Annotated in this window: 24 protein-coding genes and 8 tRNA genes; 28 read left to right on the plus strand and 4 right to left on the minus strand. The window is 38.2% G+C overall.

Annotation, left to right across the window (positions count from 1 at the left end):
- From MKX55_RS05570 to MKX55_RS05630, 13 genes are all read left to right on the plus strand, one after another.
- Positions 1-363, plus strand: coding sequence for a type II toxin-antitoxin system PemK/MazF family toxin (locus tag MKX55_RS05570; RefSeq protein WP_042532419.1), 363 nt, complete (start codon positions 1-3; stop codon positions 361-363).
- A 125-nt stretch (positions 364-488) separates the two neighbouring features.
- Complete coding sequence (locus tag MKX55_RS05575; protein ID WP_339183093.1) at positions 489-623, plus strand: hypothetical protein; 135 nt, start codon at positions 489-491, stop codon at positions 621-623.
- A gap of 167 nt (positions 624-790) precedes the next feature.
- Complete coding sequence (locus MKX55_RS05580; RefSeq protein ID WP_339236708.1) at positions 791-1,504, plus strand: HAD family hydrolase; 714 nt, start codon at positions 791-793, stop codon at positions 1,502-1,504.
- 613 nt (positions 1,505-2,117) lie between these two features.
- A complete protein-coding gene (gene ssuE / locus MKX55_RS05585) occupies positions 2,118-2,654 on the plus strand; it encodes an NADPH-dependent FMN reductase (RefSeq protein ID WP_339183096.1) in 537 nt (178 codons plus the stop codon).
- Between the two features lie 288 nt (positions 2,655-2,942).
- Complete coding sequence (locus MKX55_RS05590) at positions 2,943-3,812, plus strand: RsbT co-antagonist protein RsbRA (RefSeq protein WP_339183099.1); 870 nt, start codon at positions 2,943-2,945, stop codon at positions 3,810-3,812.
- Between the two features lie 5 nt (positions 3,813-3,817).
- Complete coding sequence (locus MKX55_RS05595; RefSeq protein ID WP_042532428.1) at positions 3,818-4,174, plus strand: STAS domain-containing protein; 357 nt, start codon at positions 3,818-3,820, stop codon at positions 4,172-4,174.
- A gap of 3 nt (positions 4,175-4,177) precedes the next feature.
- On the plus strand, positions 4,178-4,579 hold the full coding sequence (locus MKX55_RS05600; protein ID WP_042532430.1) for an anti-sigma regulatory factor: 402 nt from the start codon (positions 4,178-4,180) through the stop codon (positions 4,577-4,579).
- Positions 4,580-4,762: 183 nt separating this feature from the next.
- Positions 4,763-5,776, plus strand: coding sequence for a PP2C family protein-serine/threonine phosphatase (locus MKX55_RS05605; protein WP_339183104.1), 1,014 nt, complete (start codon positions 4,763-4,765; stop codon positions 5,774-5,776).
- A gap of 132 nt (positions 5,777-5,908) precedes the next feature.
- Positions 5,909-6,241 (plus strand): STAS domain-containing protein, encoded by a 333-nt coding sequence (locus MKX55_RS05610; protein WP_042532434.1) that lies wholly within the window; start codon positions 5,909-5,911, stop codon positions 6,239-6,241.
- On the plus strand, positions 6,241-6,717 hold the full coding sequence (rsbW, locus tag MKX55_RS05615; RefSeq protein ID WP_042532436.1) for an anti-sigma B factor RsbW: 477 nt from the start codon (positions 6,241-6,243) through the stop codon (positions 6,715-6,717). The genes MKX55_RS05610 and rsbW overlap by 1 nt, the downstream gene beginning before the upstream one ends.
- Positions 6,689-7,480, plus strand: coding sequence for an RNA polymerase sigma factor SigB (gene sigB, locus MKX55_RS05620; protein WP_042532438.1), 792 nt, complete (start codon positions 6,689-6,691; stop codon positions 7,478-7,480). Before rsbW ends, sigB begins: the two co-directional genes overlap by 29 nt.
- Complete coding sequence (locus MKX55_RS05625; RefSeq protein ID WP_339236710.1) at positions 7,477-8,082, plus strand: indirect negative regulator of sigma-B activity; 606 nt, start codon at positions 7,477-7,479, stop codon at positions 8,080-8,082. The genes sigB and MKX55_RS05625 overlap by 4 nt, the downstream gene beginning before the upstream one ends.
- 132 nt (positions 8,083-8,214) lie before the next feature.
- Positions 8,215-10,374 carry a Tex family protein gene (locus MKX55_RS05630; RefSeq protein ID WP_339236712.1) on the plus strand — a complete coding sequence of 720 codons (2,160 nt, stop codon included), beginning with the start codon at positions 8,215-8,217 and terminating at the stop codon, positions 10,372-10,374.
- Between the two features lie 106 nt (positions 10,375-10,480).
- On the opposite strand, the gene MKX55_RS05635 is transcribed toward MKX55_RS05630, so the two are convergent.
- On the minus strand, positions 10,481-11,974 hold the full coding sequence (locus tag MKX55_RS05635; protein WP_042532443.1) for a catalase: 1,494 nt from the start codon (positions 11,972-11,974) through the stop codon (positions 10,481-10,483).
- 447 nt (positions 11,975-12,421) lie between these two features.
- Here MKX55_RS05635 and MKX55_RS05640 point away from each other — a divergent pair, with 447 nt between their 5' ends.
- The 12 genes from MKX55_RS05640 to MKX55_RS05695 all read left to right on the plus strand — a co-directional run bounded on the left by MKX55_RS05640 (position 12,422) and on the right by MKX55_RS05695 (position 16,102).
- Complete coding sequence (locus MKX55_RS05640) at positions 12,422-12,874, plus strand: SprT family protein (protein ID WP_339236715.1); 453 nt, start codon at positions 12,422-12,424, stop codon at positions 12,872-12,874.
- A gap of 263 nt (positions 12,875-13,137) precedes the next feature.
- A tRNA-Asn gene (locus tag MKX55_RS05645) sits at positions 13,138-13,212 on the plus strand.
- Positions 13,213-13,218: 6 nt separating this feature from the next.
- Positions 13,219-13,309: transfer RNA gene (locus MKX55_RS05650), tRNA-Ser, on the plus strand.
- Positions 13,310-13,325: 16 nt separating this feature from the next.
- Positions 13,326-13,397, plus strand: a tRNA-Glu gene (locus tag MKX55_RS05655).
- 28 nt (positions 13,398-13,425) lie between these two features.
- Positions 13,426-13,502, plus strand: a tRNA-Asp gene (locus MKX55_RS05660).
- 7 nt (positions 13,503-13,509) lie between these two features.
- Positions 13,510-13,584, plus strand: a tRNA-Gln gene (locus tag MKX55_RS05665).
- Positions 13,585-13,678: 94 nt separating this feature from the next.
- Positions 13,679-13,754, plus strand: a tRNA-Lys gene (locus tag MKX55_RS05670).
- Positions 13,755-13,764: 10 nt separating this feature from the next.
- Positions 13,765-13,852, plus strand: a tRNA-Leu gene (locus MKX55_RS05675).
- 12 nt (positions 13,853-13,864) lie between these two features.
- A tRNA-Leu gene (locus MKX55_RS05680) sits at positions 13,865-13,951 on the plus strand.
- A 557-nt stretch (positions 13,952-14,508) separates the two neighbouring features.
- Positions 14,509-15,096: a type 1 glutamine amidotransferase family protein gene (locus tag MKX55_RS05685; protein WP_339236717.1), complete on the plus strand. Its 588-nt coding sequence runs from the start codon at positions 14,509-14,511 to the stop codon at positions 15,094-15,096.
- A gap of 274 nt (positions 15,097-15,370) precedes the next feature.
- A complete protein-coding gene (locus MKX55_RS05690; RefSeq protein WP_339183122.1) occupies positions 15,371-15,829 on the plus strand; it encodes a GyrI-like domain-containing protein in 459 nt (152 codons plus the stop codon).
- A 63-nt stretch (positions 15,830-15,892) separates the two neighbouring features.
- Positions 15,893-16,102: a hypothetical protein gene (locus MKX55_RS05695; RefSeq protein WP_339183124.1), complete on the plus strand. Its 210-nt coding sequence runs from the start codon at positions 15,893-15,895 to the stop codon at positions 16,100-16,102.
- 164 nt (positions 16,103-16,266) lie between these two features.
- Here MKX55_RS05695 and MKX55_RS05700 read toward each other — a convergent pair whose 3' ends face one another.
- Positions 16,267-16,983, minus strand: coding sequence for an SDR family oxidoreductase (locus tag MKX55_RS05700; protein ID WP_339236719.1), 717 nt, complete (start codon positions 16,981-16,983; stop codon positions 16,267-16,269).
- A 57-nt stretch (positions 16,984-17,040) separates the two neighbouring features.
- Entirely contained in the window at positions 17,041-17,622 is a 582-nt protein-coding gene (locus MKX55_RS05705; protein ID WP_339236721.1) for an NAD(P)H-dependent oxidoreductase, read from the minus strand.
- 191 nt (positions 17,623-17,813) lie between these two features.
- On the opposite strand from MKX55_RS05705, the gene MKX55_RS05710 reads away from it, so the two are divergent.
- Together MKX55_RS05710 and MKX55_RS05715 are read left to right on the plus strand one after the other, a co-directional pair.
- Positions 17,814-18,188: a helix-turn-helix domain-containing protein gene (locus tag MKX55_RS05710; RefSeq protein ID WP_339236724.1), complete on the plus strand. Its 375-nt coding sequence runs from the start codon at positions 17,814-17,816 to the stop codon at positions 18,186-18,188.
- 331 nt (positions 18,189-18,519) lie between these two features.
- Entirely contained in the window at positions 18,520-19,380 is an 861-nt protein-coding gene (locus MKX55_RS05715) for an SDR family oxidoreductase (RefSeq protein WP_339236727.1), read from the plus strand.
- 218 nt (positions 19,381-19,598) lie between these two features.
- Here MKX55_RS05715 and MKX55_RS05720 read toward each other — a convergent pair whose 3' ends face one another.
- Positions 19,599-20,771 (minus strand): MFS transporter, encoded by a 1,173-nt coding sequence (locus tag MKX55_RS05720; RefSeq protein ID WP_339236729.1) that lies wholly within the window; start codon positions 20,769-20,771, stop codon positions 19,599-19,601.
- Positions 20,772-21,471: 700 nt separating this feature from the next.
- Between MKX55_RS05720 and MKX55_RS05725 the strand changes: the two genes are divergently transcribed.
- Positions 21,472-22,569, plus strand: coding sequence for a hypothetical protein (locus MKX55_RS05725; protein WP_339236731.1), 1,098 nt, complete (start codon positions 21,472-21,474; stop codon positions 22,567-22,569).
- Position 22,570 lies beyond the last annotated feature (1 nt).

Raw genomic sequence — 22,570 nt, forward strand, 5'->3', positions numbered from 1 at the left:
GTGATCGTTCAAAGAGGCGAGGTTTATTTTGCTGACTTATCCCCTGTAGTTGGCTCAGAACAGGGCGGTGTGAGACCGGTTCTTATTCTTCAGAATGATATAGGTAACCGATTTAGTCCGACTGTGATTGTGGCGGCCATTACCGCGCAAATTCAAAAGGCTAAGTTGCCTACGCATGTAGAGATTGATGCAAAACGTTATGGGTTTGACCGGAATTCAGTTATTCTGTTGGAACAAATTCGCACGTTAGATAAGCAGCGGTTAACGGATAAAATTACAAAATTAGATAAAGAAATGATGGAAAAAATCAATCAATCATTAGAAATAAGCCTTGGCTTACGAGATGTCTACAGTAATAATTAATACTTTTCTGATGCGTAAAAAGACTGTCCTTATATTAGGGCGGTCTTTTTTAATGAAGTTTCTTTGGAGAAAGAAAGGAAAGCATATAAAAAGTTGGAGGAGGAAGCTCTAACGGGGTCCATAGGGTGAATAATCTCAAGTCTCAAAAATATACTCCGTTTTCCATAGATTCCGAGCTCCTCTCCTTTAAAGAAGACTTAGCGATTGGCAAGCCGACAGGCGCAGACAGAGCTAAAGTCGCACTTATGCCCAGAGGATAAAATAGAAGTTCGTTTTTTCTGCAGGGATTTATTTGATAAAAGCAGATAGTAATAAGACCGTTGTAACAGACATCTCCTTGGCAAGAATACCGATGTTTTAAGAAATTATTCTCCTTCGTTAAAAGATATAGTAAAATGAAAAGGAATGAAGGTGGAGGTTGATAACGATGGATACAATCATTTTTGATATGGATGATACATTATATGACCAGGCTGCGACATTTCGAAAAACATGTAAAAAAATGTTGAACGTGTCTTTGTCGAAAGCGGAGTTAAATCATCTTTATCTATTAAGTCGCAAACATAGCGATGCGCTATTTGATGATCAGGTAGCAGGTAAAATTACAATGGAAGAAATGCATATCCGGCGAATCAAAGATGCTTGCGCAGAAATAGGAATACAGATAACAGCAGAGCAGGCTTTAGAATTTCAGGACAGCTACGTCCAAGAACAAGGAAAAATAGAGTTATTTGATGAAGTGGTTGAGCTCCTGGATTATCTTTCAGCGAGTCAGAAGCAATTAGCTGTAATGACAAATGGTGCGGAAGGACATCAGGCAATGAAAATCAAACAGTTAAAGCTGAACAAGTGGATCCCGGAAGAGCGTTTATTTATTTCTGAAACAATAGGGCATGCGAAACCATCCACAGCAGCGTTTCAATTCATGGAGGACAAGTTGGGTTTAAAGAAAGAAAATACAGTGTATGTCGGCGACTCCTTTGCTAATGATATTGTCGGTGCCAAACAGGCAGGCTGGCATGCCGTCTGGATGAACCATCGACAGAGGGAAGAACCGGAAGGAAGAATAAAAGCAGATAAAACAGTAACCAGTGCAGCAGAGCTATATACATTTTTTCGGGAAGAGACGCTAAGCACATAATGGATTAGGTTAATGAAAGTAATTTCATCATATAGAGCCTTGAGGGATTCCTCAAGGCTCTTTTTGTGTAAACTCAAGGGAAGTATTCCGGTAAAGGATACTGCTTCAAAGTGAATATTGAAATTTTCTATATAATGATATGCCAAACTTCTTGATTCTGATTATCGGTCTTTTTGGACACGAAGAATAAGTCCTTACATAAATTATTTATAATAATACCTATTGTAGTGAGAGGAATAGGATGATATACTAATATTCAATTTATAAATCTGTGTAAAATACTGGGGATACTCAAATATAAATAAGAAAAGAACGCTGCAACTATGGAAAATAGTACACTATTCAGCAAAAAAATAGGTTTTTCTAAAATGAAAATTTAAAAAACTCAAAATATCTGTTAGGTGATGGATAGAAGGAAAGAGAGAACTAAGAAAGCTTAAAAATTACGAGGGAAGGATTTTTTCGTCGTGAATATGCATATGATGTGCTCAGTAGAAATTTTGGCGTTAATATTTCTTCCAATCGTAATAAAAAAGAAACGGCAAATCGGGAAGGCTGATTAGAAGTATATTGGTTTCGTAGGGTTATGCTATATAAAGGAAGGAGAATATTTGTGAGTACAATTGTTGTTATATCAGGAAGTCCTTCAACATTATCCAGATCAGAACGCGTTCTTTATTATTTAGGTGAATTGGCGGAGCAGCAAGGGTTTCGTGTAAAGCATATATCCGTCAGAGATGTAGAAGCAGAAGATTTGCTGTATGCGAACTTCCAAAGTCCGAAAATCAAAGAGATTGCCGGGGATTTGGAAGCGGCAGACGGGGTCATCGTCGGGAGTCCTGTCTATAAAGCCTCCTATTCAGGCATCCTAAAGTCATTATTTGATTTAATGCCCCAGGATGTTTTACGGGGGACGGTTTCACTGCCTGTTATGACAGGGGGAAGCCTCTCGCATTTATTAGCATTGGATTATGCCTTAAAGCCGCTGCTTGCTACGTTAAAAAGCCAAACCTTAAAAGGGTTATATTTTCAGGATAGTGAAGTTGATAAAACCAAGGATAATCCAATCCTGGATGAAGCCATGATTACTCGGACACATAAACAATTGGATTATTTCCTGGGGAATTTAAAACGAAAAGAATTTGTTTAACTGGTTCTTTTTTCAATACATAAAAGGGTCTGCAGCTAAGCAGGTCTTTTTTTAATGAGGGAGCTTTTGTCAATAAAATGAGAAAATAATAGAAGCATGTATGCGGGGGAGTGGATAGTGTAACTTGAAAAAATGCTGTGTTTATTTGATATATGGTACAATTGAGGTAAAATGGGAATAGTAGTTTCTGTATACTTAGAAGAGGCTGATACAAAAGTATTTTGACTGGAGTTTTGTAGAAGTTTGTATTAATATGTAAAAATGCTTAGAATTTGGAGGTATCAGGGAATGGATGCAAATCTTAAAGAATTAATGATCAGTAATAGTGATTCTATTGTTGATAGTTGGATGGATGAAGTAGGGAGAATAAAATCAGGGAATTATACAGCGAGTATATCTGATGAACTCTATGAGAATACCAACCGCGAATTTGTGAATGTTATTTTTACAAGTATCCAAAATCAGGGTTCTTCGAAAGTAGTGGAGGAATTTTCGGAGAAAATGATCAACCTTGGCTGGCCGCTCAGTTATATAACCGATGGGCTGCAGGTTTTTCGTCGTGTTACGATTGAATTTTTACTGAAGCAGGCAGACCAAGTAGATTCCAATCATTTTTCAAATGTCTTAACAAGCGTAGATGAATGGATAGAACCATTGATCCGACAGCTCGTCAATGAGTATTCAGGAAGCTGGGAAAATATATTATCTTTGCAGCGGGTAGCATTACAGGAACTATCTGCACCGTTGATCCCTGTTATGGAAGGGATAACTGTCATGCCGTTGATTGGAACCATCGATACGGACAGAGCGAAATTGATTATGGAGAATTTACTGGAGGGGGCAATCAAGCATAACTCCGAAGTTGTCTTAATAGATATTACGGGTGTTCCTGTGGTGGACACCATGGTAGCACATCATATTATTCAGGCAGCGGAGGCGGTCAGACTGATTGGATCTACATGTATTCTTGTAGGCATCCGTCCGGAAATTGCTCAAACGATTATAAATATAGGGATTGATTTAAGTAAATTCCCTACCAGAAGTTCTCTGAAGAAAGGTTTTACCAGAGCGCTTGAAATAACTGGAAGAACTGTTGTAGATTTGCCTTCCAAAAACCAAGGCATTGATGAAATAATGAATGCTCTTAAGGGGGAATAGAGAAAATGCGGATACCTATTTTAAAACTGCACAATTATTTGCTGATTTCTATTCAGACGGAGATCGATGATCAAACGGCTATTAAATTTCAGGAAGATTTATTAGCAAAAATTCATAAAACAGGTGCAACAGGTGTTGTGATTGATTTGACATCTGTTGATATCATTGATTCTTTTATTGCAAAAGTACTTGGTGATGTTGTGTCCATGTCGGATTTAATGGGGGCGCGTGTTGTATTAACTGGAATTCAGCCAGCTGTTGCAATGACATTAATTGACTTGGGAATACACTTGCAAAATGTCCCGACAGCTTTAGATTTAGAACAAGGTTTAGTGAAGTTACATCAGGAATTGGGAGGTTAATATATGAACCCAAGATCCTGTGTCAACATTCATAAAGAGTGGGATATTGTTGGAGCAAGACAGCTCGGACGGGAAATGGCAAAAGAAATCGGCTTTGGAACCGTTGATCAGGCAAGGATTGCTACCGCAGTATCTGAATTAGCTCGCAATATTTATTTATATGCTAAAAATGGACAGGTTTGTTTTGAGTACATCTATACGAACAGTCAAAAAGGAATATTAATGACAGCTGTGGACACTGGTCCAGGAATAAAAGACATAAGCCGTGTCATGCAGGATGGCTATACGACCTCTGGAGGGCTTGGTGCTGGACTGCCCGGGGTAAAACGCTTGATGGATGAATTTGATATTGAATCCGCAGCGGGGGAAGGAACTAAAATCAAAGCGATTAAATGGATCAGATAATATAATCCTTTTATTTTAGCACCCTTCCTTATTTTATACAGTACATGCCATTGGTAAACCAGGTGCGAAAAAAAGAAAGAGAAAACAGCTGGGTGCAAAAAGCACGAAACACCGGTTTACCAGCTCGGGGAAAGCCTTAAAAAAGAATAAAAGGTTCTTTGAAATAAGGGGGGAGTAACCATAGTGGAAGAAACGATCAGAAAGAATACTGTAAAATACCAGAAATTATTACAAAAATATATTGAAACACAAGATGAGAAATCATTGTATGACCTTGAATTAATCAGCAAAGCTTTTATTAAAAAGAATATCTTGCCGGAAGAATTAATCAATTTGCATATTCAAGCAATGGAGCGGATTTATCCTCAATTATTGGAGGAATATAAGCTGTCGATGGAATTTTTATTAGAAGCTACGGTTTTCTATGGATTGGCATTGCAGGAAGTTGATTATTTAAGACAGGAAAAAGATGTGCTGACTTCTGAAATTTCTGTTGCGGCGAATATGCAAAAAACCTTGCTTGGAACGCAAAGGCCGGAAGTAAGCGGGTTAGATATCGGTGTGATTAGTGTTCCTGCTCATCAGATGAACGGAGATTATCATCATTTCACAAAAGGAAGCAATGGGACAATCGGGATTGCCATTGCGGATGTCGTTGGAAAAGGAATACCGGCAGCACTGTGTATGTCGATGATCAAATATGCAATGGACAGTTATCCAGAAGCGACAATGTCACCCAATAAAGTATTAGAAAACCTGAATCGTGTAGTAGAAAGAAATATTGATCCCAGTATGTTTATTACGATGTGTTATGCACATTATTTGCCGGCGGAAAGTAAATTAAGATTATCTTCCGCAGGGCATGAGCCGGGATATATTTTCCGTGCAGAAACGGAAGAATTTGAAGAGGTTCATGCGAAAGGGATTGTACTCGGCGTGATGCCGGATGCTGCTTATCAGGAATATGAATTAGCAATTCAGAAGGATGACCTGATTATCTTTCTGACAGATGGCGTTTCCGAGTGCAGAGACGGTGATCGGTTTATTGAAACAGAAGAATTGTTGGAAGTCATCCGAAAATATATTGATTTACCAGCACAGGAGCTGGTAGAAAATGTGTACCAGTATTTTGAAAAACTGCAGGATTTTCAATTGAGGGATGATTTTACATTAATTGTTCTTCGTAAAGAGGTTTAAAGAAATAAATGCAGGGAATACAATATAATAGTTTATTCTAGTTAAATAAATTTCGTTTCAAATGTTATAGAGAAAATGAATTTATAATGTATAGTCATCTAATCTTATATCTGGATGGCAGAGGGGGTTATTATGAATTTATCAGTAAACGTACAAGAAGACAGCAATGTAAAAGTTTTAGAAGTGAGCGGAGAGATTGATGCATACACAGCTCCGGAGCTGAAAGAAACATTAATGCCGCTAATGAGAGAGAGCGGCAATGAAATCGAAGTAGATTTAGAAAATGTGCAGTATATGGACAGTACCGGTTTAGGAGTGTTTGTCAGCGCTTTGAAAGCCTCTAAGGAAAGCGGAAGCCATTATACGTTGAAAAATGTGCAGGATCGGGTTTTTCGTATTTTTGAGATTACCGGACTTAGTGAGATTATAGAGATCAAAGCAGCGATTCGAGGTGGCAATGAGTGATGGAAGCATTTGATTATATAGAGATGAAAGTACCGGCGAAAGCGGAGTATATTGGAGTGATGCGTCTAACTCTATCGGGAGTTGCCAACCGGATGGGCTTTTCCTATGATGCGATTGAAGATTTAAAAGTAGCTATCTCTGAAGCAGTTACAAATGCTGTAGAGCATGCTTATGAAGAAAAAGAATCTGGTGAAATCACTGTTGGCTTCGGCCTGTATGAAGACCGGATGGAAATTATGGTAGCTGATCGCGGAGGAAGCTTTGATTTAGAAGAAGTAAAGAACGGTACAGGGCCTTATCAATCCGATGAACCTGTTGAAAAAATCCGGGAAGGAGGGTTTGGCCTATTCCTGATTGAAGCACTTATGGACGAAGTAAAAATCAACAATAAATATGGTGTAATGGTTATTATGACTAAATATAATAGAGAAGAAGAGGTGGACATGGATGACGACCAAATCTCAACCATTCAATAGAGGGGGAGATGAGGTTTACCAATGGATAAGTACACTTCAGGAAGATCCAACAAATGAAGAATTACAGGAAAAGATTGTTTTAACTTATCAGAATCTCGTTGGATCTATTGCCAGGAAGTACTCCAAAAATAGCGCTATTCATGAAGACCTTGTACAAGTCGGCATGATTGGATTGCTTGGGGCAATTAAGAGGTACGATCCGTCATATGGTAAGTCGTTTGAGTCTTTCGCTATCCCAACCATTATTGGTGAAATAAAGCGATTTATACGAGATAAGACATGGAGTGTCCATGTGCCTCGTCGTATTAAAGAATTGGGACCAAAAATCCGCAAAAGTGCTGATGAACTAACGACTAAAAATCAAAAATCTCCTACCATACAAGAAATTGCAGAACACATTGGTGTACCAGAAGAAGAAGTTTTAGAAACAATGGAAATGAGTAAAAGCTATAAAGCTTTATCAGTTGACCATAAAATTGAAGCTGATTCAGACGGCAGCACTGTTGCTATATTGGACTTAATTGGTAACGAAGACAATAGTCTTAAAAACTTGGAGCAAAAAATGATTCTTGAAAAAGTTCTTCCTGTTTTATCAGAACGGGAGCAGCTTATTTTAGAATGCACCTATTTTAAAAACATGAGCCAGAAAGAAACAGGTGAAATGCTGGGTATTTCTCAAATGCATGTGTCACGGCTTCAAAGACGAGCACTCCGTAAATTGCGAGAAACAATGCAAACAGAAAGTACGGAGGTATTCGATTGATTTCCGGTAAATATGTCGATGTTTCCGTCTATCAACAATCTAAAAAAGGTAATCATTTATGTGGAGACAGTTACTTTTTTATAGAAGAAGACCATATGTTTCTGGGAGTGCTCGCGGATGGTCTTGGAAGCGGAGCAATTGCAAAAGAATCCTCACAGGCAGTAATCGATATTGTGAAGGAGCATAAGTTTAAAACAGTGAAAGAAATTGTTGATTTATGCAATAAAAAATTGCTTGGCATGCGTGGTGCAGTGATGGGGATTTTAAAATTAGACTTCATCGATCAAACCTTTACTTTTTCCTCCATTGGAAATATAGGGATTATTGTTTTGGAGCAAGGCTGTAAGAAAAAGCGAAATATTCCAAGCTCTGGATATTTGGGATCTCGTTACCGAGGCGTAAAGGCTATGACGGAAAAATTAACCGATGGAACAAATTTCATTGTATTTTCAGACGGCGTAAAAGATAAAGAGTTATCTGCGTATTATTTTAAAGACTATAATGTAGAGCAGATTACGGAGACGTATGCACAGCATTGTGACAGTACCAGACAGGATGACACAACATTACTGGCAATTAGATACAAAGGAGTAAAAGGTTGATTTATAATCACAATAACATGAACATGGATTCATTTGTTATTGATTATAAATCAATCTTTTTTTGTTGTGTCAGAAAGCATTGGCACGTTTAATTTGATACAATAGAACATAGAGTAAGGAGGAGAAGCAACAGTGAGTGCAGATGAAAAATTAATTGCAATCGTATCAAAAGATACCAATATTCAAGGAAACACTGTTTCGAAAGTGATTTCTCTTTTAAATGAAGGGAATACTGTTCCGTTTATTGCAAGATATCGGAAAGAAGCAACTGGCGGATTGGATGAAGTGAAAATAAAAGAGATACAGGATAGGTGGACATATGTCCTTAACCTGTCTGAACGAAAACAAGAAGTACTTCGTATCATTGAAGAACAAGGTAAGCTGACAGATGAATTAAGAAACGTCATTGAAAAAGCGACGCAGCTTCAAAAAGTAGAAGACCTGTATCGCCCTTATAAACAAAAACGCCGTACAAGAGCTACTATCGCAAAGGAAAAAGGATTAGAGCCATTTGCTCAAGCTATTTGGGAGCAGAGCGAATCACTTGAGTTAGAACAGGAAGCCACACAATATTTCTCTGAAGAGCATGAGCTAAGCACCGTAGAAGAGGTACTTCAGGGAGTAAATGATATCATTGCAGAATGGATTTCTGATGAACCGGCTTACCGTGAATTTATTCGCGATGCCACGATGAAGCAAGGAACCATCCAATCTGAAGAGAAAAATAAAGCAGCAGATGAAAAACAGATTTTTGAGATGTATTATGAATATAGTGAAACGGTTCGCTCATTAGTTTCCCATCGTATTCTTGCACTTAACCGCGGAGAAAAAGAGGGGATTTTAAAAGTACAGGTAGAACCGCCTGTTGATAAAATAATTGCCTATTTAGAGAAAAAGGTAATTAAAAAAACGTGCCCGCAGCATATGAAGGAATTATTAACAGCAGCTGTAGAGGATAGCTATAAAAGGTTGATTGAACCCTCCGTGGAACGAGAAATCCGCAGTGCACTTACAGAAAAAGCGGAAGCACAGGCGATTGAAGTTTTCTCCGTAAATTTAAGGAATCTATTACTTCAGCCGCCATTAAAAGGGAAAGTCATTTTAGGAGTGGATCCGGCTTTCCGTACTGGCTGTAAGCTTGCGATTGTGGATGAAACGGGGAAAGTCCATCAAATCCATGTGATTTACCCGACTGCTCCAAAAAAAGATGTGAAGGGCGCAGAGAAGGTGGTTATCAGCTTAATAAATCAATTTGATGTAGAGCTGGTTGCAATTGGAAATGGTACAGCATCACGGGAAACAGAGCAATTTATTTCAGATGTATTAACAAATAACAAGCTGGATATTCCGTATATTATTGTAAATGAAGCAGGAGCAAGTGTGTACTCTGCCTCCGCTTTAGCAAGAGAGGAATTCCCTGATCTACAAGTAGAGGAAAGAAGTGCTGTATCTATTGCAAGACGGGTACAGGATCCATTAGCGGAACTGGTGAAAATTGATCCGAAGTCCATCGGCGTTGGTCAATATCAGCATGATGTCAGTCAAAAAGAGCTGTCCAATTCATTGACGTTCGTTGTGGAAACAGCGGTTAACCAAGTCGGTGTTAATGTGAATACAGCTTCTTCTTCGCTTCTGCAGTATGTATCTGGTTTAAGTAAAACCGTTGCAAATAATGTGATCAAAAAACGGGAAGAGGAAGGGAAATTTACCAGCCGCAAGCAATTAAAGAAAATACCAAGGCTTGGAGCGAAAACATACGAGCAGGCCATTGGCTTCTTGAGAATTGTAGATGGGGACACGCCGCTTGACCGTACTCCAATCCATCCGGAAAGCTATCCACATGTGAAAGCATTATTGAATAAGCTTGGCTTTGATGAGCAAGCTTTAGGGACAGCGCCCTTACAGCAAAAGATAGAAGGAATAGACAAGCAGGCAGTCGCAGATGAATTGGAGATTGGTTTGCCTACATTAGAGGACATTCTAGAGGCATTAAGCAAACCGGAACGTGACTTGCGTGATGATTTTCCACAGCCGTTATTAAAGAAAAATGTCATGAATATGGAAGATTTAAAACCTGGCATGGAGCTTCAGGGAACGGTGCGGAATGTGGTTGATTTTGGAGTCTTCGTTGACATTGGTGTTAAACAGGACGGTCTTGTGCACATCTCTAAGATGTCCAAGCAGTTCGTCAAGCATCCCATGGATGTCGCTTCTGTTGGTGATGTAGTCACCGTCTGGGTCGATGATGTGAATGTCCAAAAAGGAAGAATCGCGCTTTCAATGATTCAATAAAGATATATAAATAAGATAAGGGAGCTTCCATGCTGGGAAGTTCCCCTTTTTCAACCATAAAAAAAGACACTCGCCTTAGATTAGGAGAGGTCTTTTTTATTTGCTATTATTTTACAGATTCTTCGTTAGCAGCTTCCACTTCATCAAGAGAGATGCCAATTGCTTCTGCAACGCCTTTTCCGTATTCTGGATCAGCTTTATAGCAATTATTGATGTGACGAAGTTTTACTGATTTTGTTGCTGGAGCAATATCATCCGCTGTATTTTGGAAAAGAGCTTGTTTCTGCTCATCAGACATTAAGCGGAATAGCTTACCAGGCTGTTCGTAGTAAAGCGCATCGTCCTCATCAAAATCAAAGTAATCAGCATCTACATCTGTACCCAGCTGTAATGCAGGCTCCTGATGCTCTTTGCTGTCTTCCCATTCTCCATATTGGTTCGGGCTGTAGCTGACTTGTCCGCCAGTGTAAGGGACAACACGCATTGCACCGTCACGATGATACGGGTGGAAGTTTTTCGCGTTTTTCGGATAGTTAACAGGGATTTGCCAGTGGTTCACGCCTAGACGGTAGCGCTGTGCATCTCCATAAGAGAATAGACGGCCTTGCAACATTTTATCTGGAGAGAAACCAATGCCAGGAACAATGTTTGTAGGAGCAAATGCAGCCTGTTCTACTTCTTCATGATAGTTTTCCGGGTTTTTATTCAGTTCTAATTCGCCAACTTCGATAAGCGGGAATTCATCTTTGTACCATACTTTTGTTAAATCGAATGGATTATAAGGCATATTTTTAGCTTCTTCTTCAGTCATAACCTGAATGTACATTTTCCATTTAGGGAAGTTTCCTTCTTCAATAGCAGTATACAAATCACGTTGGTGACTTTCGCGGTCTTCACCGACAACTTTTGCAGCCTCTTCGTTTGTAAGGTTTTCGATACCTTGCTGTGTTCTGAAGTGGAATTTCACCCATACGCGCTCGTTATTTTCATTATATAAGCTGTATGCATGGCTTCCGAATAAGTGCATGTTGCGGTAAGATTTTGGAATCCCGCGGTCTGACATAACAACAGTTACCTGATGAAGTGCTTCTGGTAAATTAGACCAGAAATCCCAGTTTGCATCAGCATTCTTCATATTTGTTTTTGGATCACGTTTTACAACGTGGTTTAAATCTGGGAAACGTTTAGGGTCTCTCATAAAGAATACAGGCGTATTATTACCGACTAAGTCCCAGTTTCCTTCTTCTGTGTAGAATTTCATCGCAGTACCGCGGATATCGCGTTCTGCATCAGCAGCTCCGCGTTCCCCAGCTACGGTAGAGAAACGGATAAACATGTCTGTTTTCTTCCCGACTTCAGAGAAGACTTTTGCTTTTGTATATTTAGTAATGTCGTTAGTAATCGTTAATGTTCCATAAGCTCCGGATCCTTTTGCGTGCATACGGCGCTCAGGAATTACTTCGCGATCAAAGTGTGCAAGCTTTTCAAGAAACCAAAAATCTTCCATTAATAATGGACCACGTTTACCGGCCGTTTTAGAATCATCATCATTTGGAACAGGAGCGCCAAATGCAGTGGTCATTTTTCTTTTTTCACTCATAGATAGTTTCCCTCCTATATATTAAATACAATTATTATAATAACATAATAAATAGTAGATTGCTATTAATATTCTTGTTTAATTTGAATGACATTTTTTTAATCTTATATAGAAGTCTTTCTTGCCGGTTAAAGTCGTATTTCTAAACAAATACTAGCAATATGCTGTTTTCTTTTAAAATAAAATAATATATTGAATAAATGATTCTACTCTTTCTCAATTACGTTTTGTAAATGAGAATAAATAAGAGGAATGAGGTAGTATTATATAGAGAATAAATGTTCCGATAGCTCCTTCTTTATGTTAAAATAAGTTGTCATCAGTTAAACAGTTTTTGTTGAAATTTCTGATGGCGTATAATAAAAAAGGTACGTTTTGGAATGGTTAAGGAAGGTAAGAAAAATATTAAAATAATGAAATGTTCTTTTATGTTGGAGGATGAAACGTATGAACCCAATGCCGGATGAAGAATTGTATCACTTAGTTAATCAGCTGTCAGAAGCTTTTTTTAATAAAACGTTTATGGATAAAGTACGATTTAACTCCCGTCTGCGGACAACTGGAGGTAGATATATCCCAAGTAAACGATTAATTGAATTGAATCCCAAATATGTACTGGAATCTGATAAGGAAGAATTTCACGGAATTATTAAGCACGAGCTTTGTCATTACCATTTGCATATTGAAGGAAAAGGTTACCAGCATCGGGATAAAGATTTTAGAGAATTGCTTGCAAAAACAGGCTCTCCCCGTCATTGTAAACAGCTTCCTTCGAATCAGCAGCGTTACCGGCATATATATGAATGCCAAAAATGTAATATGGTTTATAAAAGAGTGAGAAAAGTAGATGTATCCAAGTATCGATGTGGGAAATGCAGGGGGAAATTACAGCTGATTTAATTTTTTTCAATTAAGTATTGACGAATAATATTATCCATGATAAATTAATGTAGCTGATATGAAATGACAGTTTTCATTCATTGCGAATGACTTGTCAGCAGCGTTGTCGAATTGCTTGGAGTTTTGATTAAATTTCTAAGCGCAAAAATACTTTTTAAGAAATTTAAAAGTTTTTGTTGACAAAAATCAGGATATATTGTATGATATTTCTTGTTGTTGCGTAATTAGGATATTACATAGATAGTGACTGATTACTTTTATATTCCACAGTAGCTCAGTGGTAGAGCAATCGGCTGTTAACCGATCGGTCGTAGGTTCGAATCCTACCTGTGGAGCCATTATTTGGAGAAGTACTCAAGTGGCTGAAGAGGCGCCCCTGCTAAGGGTGTAGGTCGTGTAAGCGGCGCGAGGGTTCAAATCCCTCCTTCTCCGCCATTTTAATTTTCATAATGGCCCGTTGGTCAAGCGGTTAAGACACCGCCCTTTCACGGCGGTAACACGGGTTCGAATCCCGTACGGGTCATCTTTCTAAGAAATCAAAATAAATAATTGGTCCGGTAGTTCAGTTGGTTAGAATGCCTGCCTGTCACGCAGGAGGTCGCGGGTTCGAGTCCCGTCCGGACCGCCATTATAGTTGGGCCATAGCCAAGCGGTAAGGCATCGGGTTTTGATCCCGTGTACCCCAGGTTCGAATCCTGGTGGCCCAGCCATTTTCTTTTTTAGAAGGAATACATGATAATACTATTACAGATAATAGTATTTTTTTATTGATAGGGACTATAAATAATGACCTGTCATATATAGGAGCCATTAGCTCAGTCGGTAGAGCATCTGACTTTTAATCAGAGGGTCGAAGGTTCGAATCCTTCATGGCTCACCATTTTTATTTTGCGGATGTGGCGGAATTGGCAGACGCGCTGGAATCAGGCTCCAGTGTCCGTTAAGGACGTGGGGGTTCGACTCCCTTCATCCGCACCATTTTTATATCATGCGGTCGTGGCGGAATGGCAGACGCGCCAGGTTGAGGGCCTGGTGGGTGAATAACTCGTGTGGGTTCAAATCCCACCGACCGCACCATATGTAAAAACCAGTCATATCAAGGGTTCTAGACCTTTGATATTTTTTTATGCACTCATTCTATGGGTGCATTTTTGTTTTACTGATGCCATTTCGATGCCATGTAAATATATGGTAAAATCGTAATGTTTGGATTTAGAATAAATCATCTAATTTATCAGCAGTTTCTCTTTGCTTACTAGAGAACAACTAAACATTAATTATTATAGTAATGGATGAGCGACTCAGGCGTTCTTTAAAGGTTACGTGTTCTTCGCCTTGAGGAACTAGTAAAGCAACGGGAGAATACCTTAAATCATGTCAGTAGATAGCTTCAAGGTTAACGTGTTCACCAATTTTTCGATGCGCCTGTTAAAAATATCTCTAGTTGCTGGAACATATTGACTTGAAAGAATGTAAACCCAATAAACCAGCTCAATAAAAAATTTATAATATTCATAATATAAATATTTTTTGGTATAATTACTTTAATAAATATGAATGTAGCGATTTTATAAATGAGTTAAATGAGGCAATCACTGCAAGGTTGTAAATTATTAACGGGTGGTGTGATGCTTATGAAACAGGCTTTATTTCTTATCCTGGACGAATACGCAGATTGGGAAGGTGCTTATTTATCATCAACATTAAATCAGAGTGAGGATTGGTCGGTTCATACGATTTCTTTAGAGGATACGGTAAGTTCCATTGGCGGTTTTAAAACTGCTGTCGATTATATCATTGGTTCGGAACCTGAGGATTTTAATCTATTGGTAATGGTAGGCGGGAATACATGGAATAATGATCATAAAAAGCTTTTCCATTTAATCAAAACTGCATTTCAAAATAATATACCTATAGGTGCTATATGCGGTGGAGTTGACTATTTAGCAAAAAATGGTTTTCTAAATGATTATAATCATACGGGGAATTCTGTTGATGCTTGGAATGACTATGAGAATTATCATGCTAAGAGCAGTTTTTTTCAGCAGCAAGCAGTAAAAGATAAAAATTTAGTCACTGCAAACGGAACAGCTCCTATTGAATTTACGCATTTAGTTTTGGAATTGGTTGCATTTGATACTTCTGAAAACATTAAAAGAATGATGTATATGTATAAGTATGGATTTTATCATTATTGTGAAAAATATGGGGGTCCATTTTAGTTCATTTTTGCTTGAAATGGATTGTTTAATCAATGTAAAATGTGTGCTTTTTTTGCCTGAATCAGTCCAGTATTTGTCGAGAAGAATATACAGATGTAACTGAACATTTTTTGGTCATTGTTGGAAGAAGAGTGACTGGTGAATTGCCCCCCCTTTTTTATCTAGTAAGCGATTTCTTTTGTTTATCGTTTTCATTGACATAAGGCCGTTCATTATAGTAGGTTGAAAAAAAGTAGTATTTTATTACTAATAAGAGAGGAGCTTTAAGCATAATATGGAATATGAAATTAAAACGCTTCCGGCATATCGTGCAATGGGTTTGAAATGCGATGTTTCTTTTACTGATTTTGAAACGATAAAAACGGTGATTGAAAACTCAATGAGCAGAGTGAAAGAGTTTGATTATCCTGTGAATCCTGGAATAAGGCTCGGTTTATCTTATCACCTTCGACCAGATGGTTTTACTTACTATTCTGTTTATGAAGTACAGGACAAGCAACCTCTGCTTGATAACATGGTTGAGATTAATATACCTGAAATGACCTATCTAGTAGCAAAGTATAATGGTGAAAGTATTGAAGGTACTTATGAAAACATAATGAAATGGATAAAAGAAAGCGATTATACACCTTTTAAAGAAGAAGGTGTTGATTATTATGATGAATTACCAATAAAGCATGAAAAATATTTAAATGGAGAATCTGATTTTGAAATTTTAATACCTATAAAGTAGGTTATAAATCTTTTTTAGTTGATAGGTATATGAAGAATTATAAGTTTGTTGTGGAGGGATAATGTGTCAAAAGGATTAAAAATTATCTTGTTTTGGTCGCTTGCATTTCCCGCAATTATAACCATTGGCCGTATCATAATTGATTATTTTTTAGGAAGAGAGATTGAATTAATCTCATATACAGCTGTATTTTTAGGCACGTGCGCAGCTGGTTTGATTTTTGGCGGCCCTCTAGTGTATCTTGTATCAAAATCCAAAGAGAAGATACATTAATTGTTAAACATTATGTCAAAGGCTTTAACCCGCTGAAATAAAACAAGCACTCCTTCCAATAATCGAAGTGAGTGCTTATTCTTTTCCGAAGAAAGTAAAAACCGTTCTTTGATAACCCCCTGCAGCATAAGCGGATAGGATTTCTTTATCTGTATCCTATTTGATTAAATCAACCTGTGTCCGCCTTCCACGTGAAGGATCTCTCCAGTGGAAAAGTGATTACGCAGTAAATAAATAACACCTTCAGCTACATCTTCTGGCTGGCCGGCACGATTGAGCGGCAATTGTTCTGCAATGGCGTCATAGAATGCTTTTCGTTCTTCTTCAGGCATGCCATAACGTGATGGTGTGTCGATGACCCCAGGAGAAACAACATTCACTCGGATGGGTGCCAATTCCAACGCCAATGTTTGGCCTAGGCTGGATATTGCAGCATTAACGGCGCCAAGTGCAGAAGCACCTTCCATCGCTTTAAATGCTACGACTCCGGAGAAGAGTGTAATGGAACCATCTTCAGGAAGATTTGGTGCAGCATATTTTGCAGCATGATACTGTCCCCAGAACTTCCCGTCAAACAATTGACGATCCTGCGCAGTATCCGTTTCAAGGAAGTTTCCATAGGTCGCAATTCCTGCGGTCACCACTAGCGAATCAAGTTTTCCAATTTTGTAAAAAAATGCTTGAACCTCTTTTTCAATGGTGAAATCCAGGCTATACGTTGTTACTTCAGAACCGATTTCTGCTTTTGCTTGTTGTAATTTTTCTTCAGAACGGCCGGCAATTACTACTTCCGCACCTTGCTTAGCAGCTAATTTCGCTGTTTCTAATCCAATACCAGAGGAGCCGCCAATAATAACTATTTTTTTGTTTGTCAGTTTCATTTTACACTCTCCTCTTTTCCATTATTATTTAGGATAAATGATTTTTTTACGATTTACTTATACAAGGGCCTTTTCTTTTCTCACAGATTTAAGGGCATTGGACCAAGCAACAACATCATCAACCATTTCGCCAAATCTTGGTTTATGCACTTCCATTGGTGCGAAAGTTGCCATGTTCTCAAAGTCATTAAATAAGCTGAATGCGCCTTGCGGTTCAACTGTAGCTACTTTTAAATTAGATAACGTTGTGCGCAGTGCAAGAGAAGCTGCGATACCAAGCGTAGAGCCATAGCTTACGATGCCCGCTGCTTTGTGATGCCACTCTGAACCTAAATAATCTAAATGATCTTTCAGGCCAGAAGGGAAATTTTTATTATATTCCGGTGTAACAAAAATAAACCCGTCAAACGAATCAATTTTTCTTGACCATGCACTTTGTTCTTCTGTTGCGTATTCTTTATTTGTCATAAGCGGTGGAATTGCTTCGTTGAAACGTCCCAGGCCGCTTTCTTTTATATCAACAATTTCAAATTCTGCATCCACATCTTTATTATCTGCAAAATCTTTAATCCATTCTGCCACTTGTAAATTAACACGTACATCACGTGTGCTTCCTGTAATAATACCAATTCTAGTCATGTTTTAACCCTCCGTATAAATATATATGAAATGAATCAAATCATAAGTTTGTATTAATTTGATTACAAGAGTTATAATAAACCTAAAGTTTCTTTTTGTGAAGAAGGCACTTTATTTAAACCTAGTTACTTTTAGGAAACCATTTGATATACAAGGGTTTACGAGTGCCCTTATAAAGGAGATGTTAAAAAATGAAGAATATCACGGCAGGTGAAAACTGCGGAGAGCTTCAAGTTGCGTTAGATATTATTGTAGGCAAGTGGAAACCGATTATTTTATTTCATCTAATGGAAAACGAAAAATTACGTTTTAGTGAACTGCAGCGGGCTATTCCGGAAATCACTAAAAAAATGTTAACTTCCCAATTAAGAGAATTAGAATATAACGATATTGTTCATCGGAAGGTTTATCAGCAGGTTCCTCCAAAAGTGGAGTATTCTATGTCACCGTACGGTCATGGGTTAAAGCCGTTATTAGTATCAATGAGAAGCTGGGGGACGGAGCATCTGGAACATTTGGAGGAATTATACGGAAAAGATAATGAAGAGCAGAAGGAACAAATATAATTCCTGATAAGTTGTGATACAAGGCGGAATGATATTTTTCTGTGGATTACTCACTTAATTGTCCGGTAATAGTATGCTTATTAAGCCTGGATACTTTTGTGCTTAAAAGTATAAAGCATTTATGAATGTATAACAAGGTTATAAAATGGCTTGAGCAAAGAAGGGTTACATTAGTAGAAAGTATATCACGGGAGATTGCCTGCAATGCTTCCGTCTTATAGCTGCCTCTGACGTAACCCTCAGTATTTTTATAAATTATATTATTGAAATTATCAAACTGCTTTTGGCATAGGAATGCTGCTTTGACTTAAATATTAGGAGGACGAGATGAATGGAAGGGAGAACGGTTTTGATAACTGGAGCTAATTCAGGAATTGGATTCGCAACAGCTGCTATTTTAGCTAAACAAGGCTGTCGTATCATTTTAGTGTGCAGAAATGAGAAAAAAGGGGAAGAAGCACGTCAAAAATTATTGAAGGCTGCTGATAATAAGGCTATTGACTTACTGATCGCTGATTTGTCCTCACAGCAGGAGATTAGAAAGCTGGCAGAGCAGGTTCAGAAGCGTTATTCCAAATTAGATGTTCTTATAAACAATGCCGGCGGTGTATTCAGTCAATATCAAGTCAACAATGACGGCTTTGAAATGACTTTTGCGGTTAATTATTTAGCACCGTTTTTATTAACTCATCTGCTGCTTGATCAATTGAAGGCTACCGATTCAGGCAGAGTGGTTAATATCGCATCGGTCATGGAAGACAAAAAGTTTGAGCCGGATAATGCAGTAAATCAAACTGCTTCTGATTATTCGGGAATGCAAGCATATAAAACGGCAAAAACCGCTGTTCTAATGATGACGTATTATATGAGTGAGCGCTTGTCAAACAGCGGTGTGACCGTCAATGCACTGCACCCAGGGTTTATTTATACACCTCAGGCAACCCGAATGGCACCGAGGTTTTTAAGACCAGTTATGAAGTTATTTTCAAAAAATCCAGAGCAGGGCGCCGCTTTGCCCGCTTATTTGGCTTCATCCAATGAAGTGAAAGATGTTACAGGGAAGTTTTTTAAAGATAATAAAATAGAACAGACTTCTCCTGTTTCGTATAATGAAGAACGCCAAAAAGATTTATATATTAAAAGTCTTCAGTGGACGGGTTTAGAGGAACCTTCCTTTATAGAAAGTAATTAACTTTATGAGCTTCTGCTTTACTGAAGAAGTTTTCATTTTAATAAAGAAGGCAAAATTGCCATCTATGGAATCGAGACACCGGGGTATAAGCGGTTTTCCGAGAATCAAAGCGGGAATCTAAAAATACTTCCTGGCATGTACAACAGTAGAGAAAAGTAAGTGCATGGCTGCTTTTTCAACTAATCATATCAAGGGTATTAATACCCTTGATATTCCACTTAAACGAATTCTTTTGAACATCTTTTTACAAGTAAATAAACTACATACATAATGAAAAATAAGACGTATACGAAGGCAGATACAATATAGATAGCCTGATAAGACGCTGCTTCTGCTATTAATCCCAGAACCAATGAGCCGCCGCCAATCCCGATATCGAAAAAATTGAAGAAAGAGGCCATGGCATCTTCATGCTCCTGTTTATCGACTAGATTGATACACCAGGTTTGTATAGCAGGAAGCAATGCTCCAAAGCCTAGACCGTAAAATATTGCTGCTGTAAAAAAGACCGTGTCTGTATTGGCAATATATAAAAGACCTAATCCAATGATTGCAAAGATAGAACCTGGAACCAAGATGACGGTTGGCCCGTGCAAGTCAAACAGCCTGCCAGAAACCAACCGTACTGCAAAGCTGGCTGCCGCTATAACGAAGAAAAACAATCCTACATGAGAAAAATCCTTTTCCAAGGCATATAAAGAAAAGAATGACATGATTCCTCCTGCTGCCGTTCCGACTAATAAAATTAGAAGGGCAGGGAAGAGAACTTTCTTTTCAAGAATTTTTGTCTTCACATTAGCTGTTCTATCTAATTCTCTTCCATTTGGTGCGCGTTTAATCAATATGGCCATGATTACAGCCAGTATCAATACTGCCATTCCGCCTAAGAATAAGCGCTGAAAATCATATAATTCCAACGTTAAGATACCTATCATGGGACCGACAGAAATCGCTATCGTTTCACCCAGACCAAAATATCCAATTCCTTCTCCGAGCCGCTTTTTTGGAATGATTTCGGCTGCTAGTGTAGCGAAATATGTCGTGATCAACCCAAACCCTGCTCCATGAAAAAGCCGAATAATCAATAGAGTAGTGATATCACTTGAAAGATAATAGGCTCCAGTCGCCAAGGCATTAGTTAAAATACCTAGGATTAAGAGGAATTTTTTGTCCATTTTACTTGCTAGAAGACCAGCAAAAGGACGAGTCAGAATAGCAGATAACATAAATATTCCTGTGACGATGCCGACTTGGCTGGCGCCTCCTCCAATTGCAGTAATAAAGAGAGGCAGCGTGGGAAGCAGCATCTCGAAAATCATAAAAACTAAGCCGTTGGAAACCACGATAAAGATAAAGGATAATGACCATATTTTCGTATTTGAATCATGCATTTTTCGAAACTCCTTCTATGTTGGTGCATTTTGATACAAAGGACATTATATCTGATACGGGACAGATGTAAAGAGGTTGAACGAAAGGATAGTGAATGAATTGTAAAATGGTGATGAATTAGTGGTCTAACTGGAGAAGGGGAGCTATCAGGCTGAGTCATTTTACAGGCCATGCATTTATGTGTTTTTAGGGATTATGACAGGAATTAAGCGGGGGAGTCATAAAGTAATGACAGAAAGAACAATTGGAAATATCCGATGATATGAACGCTGTAAAAATATACACCAAAAATAGCACTGTCATTGGGTAAAACGTCTTTGGTATTGTTATTTTTGGTTGTTTTCTAACTTCATAGCAGGTGAAAATTTTCGATAATAACCTTTCTTTAAGGCTGTAGTTTCTTCCTCATTGTTGTTAAAAAAGATTAATACGAAGCAGCATTTCCAATGCAGTTGAAAAGATGACACGATGAACCTTGTTTGAAGGTATATGAAAGTGAAATCCTGATAGAAACTTCCTCATTTATTAGAGTACTAGCAAGCTTCTCTGGCATATGGTACGATATGAAAAGATTAAGCGTATTTTCGCAAATGGAGTTTAATAGATACATAATAAGTCGATTTTGAAAAAACATCGTTGTGCAGGGAGTAATCCGCTGCTAACCGGCAAGGAAATAATCAGGGTAAAGGAGCATAAAATTTGAAGTTCAAACAGTTAACCATTCTATTAACATTCAGTTTACTTGGTTTGACACTCTCTGCATGCGGGGAAACTGATTCTGAATCAGAAGGAGAGACTAGAGAGGAAGCCAGAGATGAAGCGGTGCAAACAGCAGAGGAATTTTTATCCTTTTTAAGCGAGGAAGAATTTGAAGAAGCGGCATCCTTTCTGAGTGATAATTCTATCAGTGAATGGACATCAAAAGATTTTGAAGATTTATTTGTTCCAACAGCTGAAATTTATGGTGGGTTAAGTAGTATTGATTTAATGGAGGAAGAGGAAGATACATATTCGTCCATCTTTAATTTTGTTTATGAAGGCAAATTTGGTGCGCGTAAGGCGCTCTTTTATATCGGTATTAACAGAAATAATGAAGTATTTAATTTTCGGACAAACATTGATCCAGAATTACAGTTTTCAGAAAACACCCATGACGTTGCGGAAGGATTTTTAGAATTTGCAAGGGAGGGTGCCTTTGAAGAAGCGGCTGACTTAGTGGAAGATGATATGGAATCAGATATAGCACCGGCAGATATTGCGTCTGATTGGAGCCGGCTGGAGGAAACGTATGGGGAATTCGCAGATATTCATCTTTATGATGAACAAACGTTTTCCAAAGATTCTTCTCTTATTTATGCTGTAACGTTTGGGAAACAGCTGATTCTTTTTAATATCTATGTAAATGAGGATAATGCAATTACAGGTTATTATTCCCGCAGCTATGATGAAGAAGAGAATTACATCTATCCGGAAGAAGCGCATCAGACAGCCGAGGATTTTTTAACATTTATTGCTGCTGAAGATTATGAAGAGGCGGCAGATCTCTTAGATGATGCTGAAGCAGAGGCTACTCCTGAAGACCTGGAAAGATGGCGCAATAATGTCGAGCAGGAATATGGCGAATGGATTCGTTTTGAGTTGAATCATGAAAAAGACTATTATGGTCCTTCTGCTGGAAATTATTCGTTTGTATACGATGTGGAGTTTTCGGAACAGCCGGCGTCCATCATTGTATATGTGAATCGTGAAAATGAAATCAGCGGATACCGGCACACGGATATGGAAAGCGAAGAGTAGA

Origin of the sequence: Oceanobacillus sp. FSL W7-1281 (assembly GCF_037969835.1) — a bacterium.
GTDB classification, from domain to species: Bacteria; Bacillota; Bacilli; order Bacillales; family Amphibacillaceae; genus Oceanobacillus; species Oceanobacillus oncorhynchi.